Source organism: Mesorhizobium sp. M1A.F.Ca.IN.020.06.1.1 (genome assembly GCF_004023265.1).
Taxonomy (GTDB): Bacteria; Pseudomonadota; Alphaproteobacteria; order Rhizobiales; family Rhizobiaceae; genus Mesorhizobium.
In genome coordinates this window covers 1-4,380 of sequence record NZ_RZSR01000494.1, presented here as the reverse complement: position 1 = coordinate 4,380, position 4,380 = coordinate 1, and the positions used below count along the sequence as shown (strand labels likewise).

The following is a 4,380-nucleotide window of genomic DNA, read 5'->3' as shown; positions in this document are numbered from 1 at the left end:
GTCAAGGAGCCGCAGCCCAACGAATGGGTGCAGCTGCGCGACGGCCAGATCCTCTACACCTACCTCCACCTCGCCCCGGATCCGGAGCAGACCAAGGGCCTGCTCGCTTCGGGCGTCACGGCGATCGCCTATGAGACGGTCACCGACGACCGTGGCGGTCTTCCCCTGCTCGCACCGATGTCGGAAGTCGCCGGCCGCCTGTCGATCCAGGCCGGCGCGACCGCGCTGCAGAAAGCCAATGGCGGCCGCGGCGTGCTGCTCGGCGGCGTTCCCGGCGTGCTGCCCGGCAAGGTCACCGTGCTCGGCGGCGGCGTCGTCGGCCTGCATGCTGCGAAGATGGCTGCCGGCCTCGGCGCCGACGTCACCATCATCGACCGCTCGATCCCGCGCCTGCGCCAGCTCGACGACATTTTTGGCGGCCGTGTCCATACCCGCTACTCGACCGTCGAGGCGCTCGAAGACGAGTGCTTCTCGGCTGACATCGTCGTCGGCGCCGTGCTGATCCCGGGCGCTGCCGCACCCAAGCTGGTCACCCGAGAAATGCTCTCCGGCATGAAGAAGGGCTCGGTGCTCGTCGACGTCGCCATCGACCAGGGCGGCTGCTTCGAGACCTCGCACGCCACGACCCATGCCGACCCGACCTATGAGGTCGACGGCGTGATCCACTACTGCGTCGCCAACATGCCGGGCGCGGTTCCGGTTACCTCGGCACACGCGCTGAACAACGCCACCCTGCATCACGGCCTGCAGCTCGCCGACAAGGGCCTGAAGGCGCTGGTCGACGACCATCACCTGCGCAACGGCCTCAATGTCCACAAGGGCAAGATCACCAATCGTGCCGTCGCCGAAGCGCTGGGTTACGAGATGGTCGAACCGAAGGCGGTGCTGGCCGCTTGAAACTATTTGTCACGTAATTCCGGACGGTACCGCTGCTACAGACCTTTCCTGGAATTGCCCTCGATAAAAGCTTCCTTCTGTCGCCCGCCGGTTCTTCCGGCGGGCGTTTTTTATCGTGTTTCCAACCGGTCCTTTGCGGGAAGAGTCCGGGCAACAAAAAAGCGGAGCCAGCGCCCCGCTTCCTCGATGTTGCGATGTGCCGCCGGTCCATCCGCGGTCGGCCATCGATCAACGACCGCCCTTCTAGCGCGGTTATGCGACGGGAGTACGACAGTTTGCGGGGGCATGCGGGCCGCCGCTCAGCCATGCGAGCGAATCCGGTGCCTCTTGTGTGAAATGCTTCACATTCGGGACCCGAGAAACCTGCCTAGAGAGATTTCGCTACCTGATGGCTACGGTCGCCCTCGGTTCCGGTGAAAACCGGCCCCGCCGGCGGCTCGGGCCGAAGGCTTCTGTCACAGACTTCCAACGGCCCGCCAGACCACCGGCGGGCATTTTTTTGCCGGCGATCAAGCTCGTTCGATGCGGCACTGGTAGCAATTGTTCCGTGCCGAACGGACGTGAATGTAGGCTATGTCGTCGCGCTCGAACAAAGTCTCGGCGCGGGCCGCGATATCGCCGGTCGGAACGACGGCGCCGCTGCCGTAGACGATGCGGTCGTCCTTGCCATAACCGCGCACTATGTAGTCGCTGCTTTGGAGCATCTCAGGCAGTGCATCCGCCTCCGCGGCGCGTTGGCATTCGTCCGCATGCAGGAAGATCGGTCCGGTCTCCGCGTAAGGCTGAAGCTGCGGGAACGGCCGGTAGGCGAGGATGAGATAGCTATCGCCGGTTGCGACGTTCTTCATGCAATGCCGGCACGGCACGCCATCGCCGTCCGAAATCCTTCGCTCTGGCGTGTGGCCGTAAGCGTCGGGCCCTCCCCGCTGTAAGGCGCGCACGGCTTCGGTCGGCAGGGCTTTGAACTGGATGCTCATGGCAAAATTCTCCGGTGTCCTTGGCCGGAAACTATGACGAGCCGACAGCGTCTCCCACCCGATTCCTGCCAAGCGCTTCGTGCGTCGCTCGAAGCGCAGTATCGAATTACGAACCCGAAATCACGATACTAGACTTATCGGACTCGCCATGGACCGCGCTCCGCGCCATGATGATCGCAGAAGAAGGGTGCGGCGCGCGGCCGGCTGAGGTCGGGCGATGATCCGAGCATGATACGGCCCGCAGCGACGATCCGGACGACCAAGGCGCCCCGCTGGGCTTGCATCGACACGTGGCTGCCGAGGGCCAGCCGCCGCCGGTTGCGTAAGCGGCATCGAGGCAGCCGACTGCGCCGCGCTTCCCCTTAGCTACGGCCGCATGACGCTTGCGGAGCGCTCGGCGAAGGTCAGCGGATGCACGACCTCTTTCTTCTGCGCAACCGGCGTAAAGCCAAGCTTCTGGTAAAGCGGCAGCGCCGCCGGGTGGTCGAGCGTGCAGGTCTGCACGGTGATGCGCTTCGGCCCATACGACCATGCAGCCGAGATGGCCGCTCCCAGGAACCAGCGGCCGATACCCTGGCCGTGAGCATGTTCCATCATACCGAAATAGGCGAGTTCCACTTCCTCGGGCAGATGCGGCTTGAGGTCGAAGAAGCCGGCGGGAGAGCCGTCGAGGTAGAGCACGCTGATGTCGCGGTCCTCACGATGCAGGCCGGCGGCCAGTTCCTCGTCGCTCAGTCTAAGCACGTTGACCCAGTGCCATTTGCGCCCGACGCGATCCATCAGGTAGCGGTAGAAATGCAGCGGAATGTCCTTGGTCCTCAGCAAGGCGATCTGCCGGTTGTAGGGCAGCGGGGGAGATGAAGCCGGCGGTGCGTGCATTTCGAGGAATGTGACCGTGACATCGATATCCTTCGGTCCAGCGTTTTCCATCGCCGTCATTCCTTGCCCGTCACCACGGGAGTGTCGCTCAGCCCACCCCATTCGGTCCATGAGCCGTCGTACAGCCTGTTGTCGGTATGGCCAAGCGTCTCCAGCGCCAACGTGATCGCCGCCGCGGTGATGCCAGATCCGCACGAGGTGACGACCGGCTTTGTAAGATCGATGCCGGCCTCCTCAATGACCATGCGCAAGCGGTCCTTGGGTAGCAGTTCGCCATTCTCGGCAAGCGCGGCAACCGGAACATTGCGAGCGCCCGGCATATGGCCGGAACGGACGCCGGGACGCGGTTCGGGATCGGTGCCGGCGAAACGCCCGGGTGAGCGCGCATCGGCGATCTGGCTTTCTCCGCTTCCAACGATCCGGCGCATTTCGTCGAGGCTGACAATCCGGCTTGCATCGAAATCGGCATAAAAGACGCAAGGTGCGATCCGGGTCTGCTCCGCCGTTACCGGCCGCCCTTCCGCCTTCCAGCGGTCGAAGCCGCCATTCAGGATATAGACCTGGAAGACGCCCATGACGCGGAACATCCACCAGGCGCGCGGCGCCGAGAAATAGCCTGGACCGTCATAGATGACGATCGTGTCGTCGGCCGAAACACCCATCGAGCCGACATATTGCGCGAAATAGTGGGGCGACGCCAATGTGTGCGGCAGCTTGGAATCCGGGTCCGAAACGGCGTCCTGATCGAGGAAGCGAGCACCGGGGATATGGGCGTCGTCATACTCGGCGCGGGCGTCGCGTTTCTGCGCCGGCAGGTACCAGGACGCGTCAATGATGGTCAGTCCTGGCGTTCCCAACCGCTTCTCGAGCCAATCCGCGTCGACGATGAATGGGCTGTCTTCGGCCATTTTTCCTCTCCTGCCCGCTCCTGGCGACTTTGGTAGGTGTTGCTCGTCAATTCGCCGGCATCGGCCCGAAGCGGATGCGGAAGCGCCGGTTCTCGCGGCCCTTCTTTTCGATCTTGCCGATATGGATCTCGCCGATTTCGCCGGTGCTCTTCACATGGGTGCCGCCGCAAGGCTGACTGTCGATTGAGGCATTCTCGCCGATGCAGACCAGGCGAATCCTGCCGGTGCCGACGGGCGGCCGCACGTTCTTCGATTTGACAAGCCCGGGATTGGCCGAAAGTTCCTCGTCGGTGATCAGCCGCGTGAAGACGGGATGGTTGGCCCGCACAAGCTCCATCAACCTCGCTGTCACGTCCTCCTTGCTGAAGCCGGCATCGGGAATGTCGAAATCGACGCGGCTGTCGTCCTCGGCGACTGCTGCCCCGGTGATCGGAAACGGGCAGACGACGGTGAGCAGATGACACGCGGAGTGCATACGCATCAGAAGATGCCGCCGCCGCCAGTCGATGGCGAGCTTCAGCTTTTCACCGACCGCCGGCAGGGCCTGTTCAGGGGCCGGCACATGGATGATCTCGTCCTTGGTTTCGCCGGTGATGGCGGCGGCGATCGCGATGCGGCTGCCGTCGGCGCGCTCCAACATGCCCGTATCGCCTGGCTGTCCGCCCGACGTGGCATAGAAGATCGTGCGGTCGAGAAGGATGCCGCCGCGGTCATTGATC

General features: G+C 63.9%; 5 protein-coding genes. 1 reads left to right on the top strand and 4 read right to left on the bottom strand.

The genetic code is table 11. The features are described from left to right. Positions 1-897: alanine dehydrogenase (gene ald, locus EOA60_RS20635; RefSeq protein WP_128293585.1), on the top strand; the 897-nt coding region annotated here is incomplete at its 5' end. 509 nt (positions 898-1,406) lie between these two features. On the opposite strand, the gene EOA60_RS20630 is transcribed toward ald, so the two are convergent. From EOA60_RS20630 to EOA60_RS20615, 4 genes are all read right to left on the bottom strand, one after another. Next, a complete protein-coding gene (locus tag EOA60_RS20630; RefSeq protein ID WP_127335081.1) occupies positions 1,407-1,874 on the bottom strand; it encodes a DUF1203 domain-containing protein in 468 nt (155 codons plus the stop codon). Between the two features lie 366 nt (positions 1,875-2,240). Beyond that, positions 2,241-2,804, bottom strand: coding sequence for a GNAT family N-acetyltransferase (locus EOA60_RS20625; protein ID WP_095825466.1), 564 nt, complete (start codon positions 2,802-2,804; stop codon positions 2,241-2,243). A gap of 5 nt (positions 2,805-2,809) precedes the next feature. Next, positions 2,810-3,661: a 3-mercaptopyruvate sulfurtransferase gene (gene sseA, locus EOA60_RS20620; RefSeq protein WP_095825443.1), complete on the bottom strand. Its 852-nt coding sequence runs from the start codon at positions 3,659-3,661 to the stop codon at positions 2,810-2,812. A 46-nt stretch (positions 3,662-3,707) separates the two neighbouring features. Beyond that, positions 3,708-4,380 (bottom strand): alanyl-tRNA editing protein (locus EOA60_RS20615; protein ID WP_164899428.1); only part of this gene is annotated, 673 nt, incomplete at its 5' end.

Coding starts and splice junctions, on each gene's coding strand:
- EOA60_RS20630 (WP_127335081.1), bottom strand. CDS start 1,874: ATGAGCATCCAGTTCAAAGCCCTGCCGACCGAAGCCGTGCGCGCCTTA.
- EOA60_RS20625 (WP_095825466.1), bottom strand. CDS start 2,804: ATGGAAAACGCTGGACCGAAGGATATCGATGTCACGGTCACATTCCTC.
- sseA (WP_095825443.1), bottom strand. CDS start 3,661: ATGGCCGAAGACAGCCCATTCATCGTCGACGCGGATTGGCTCGAGAAG.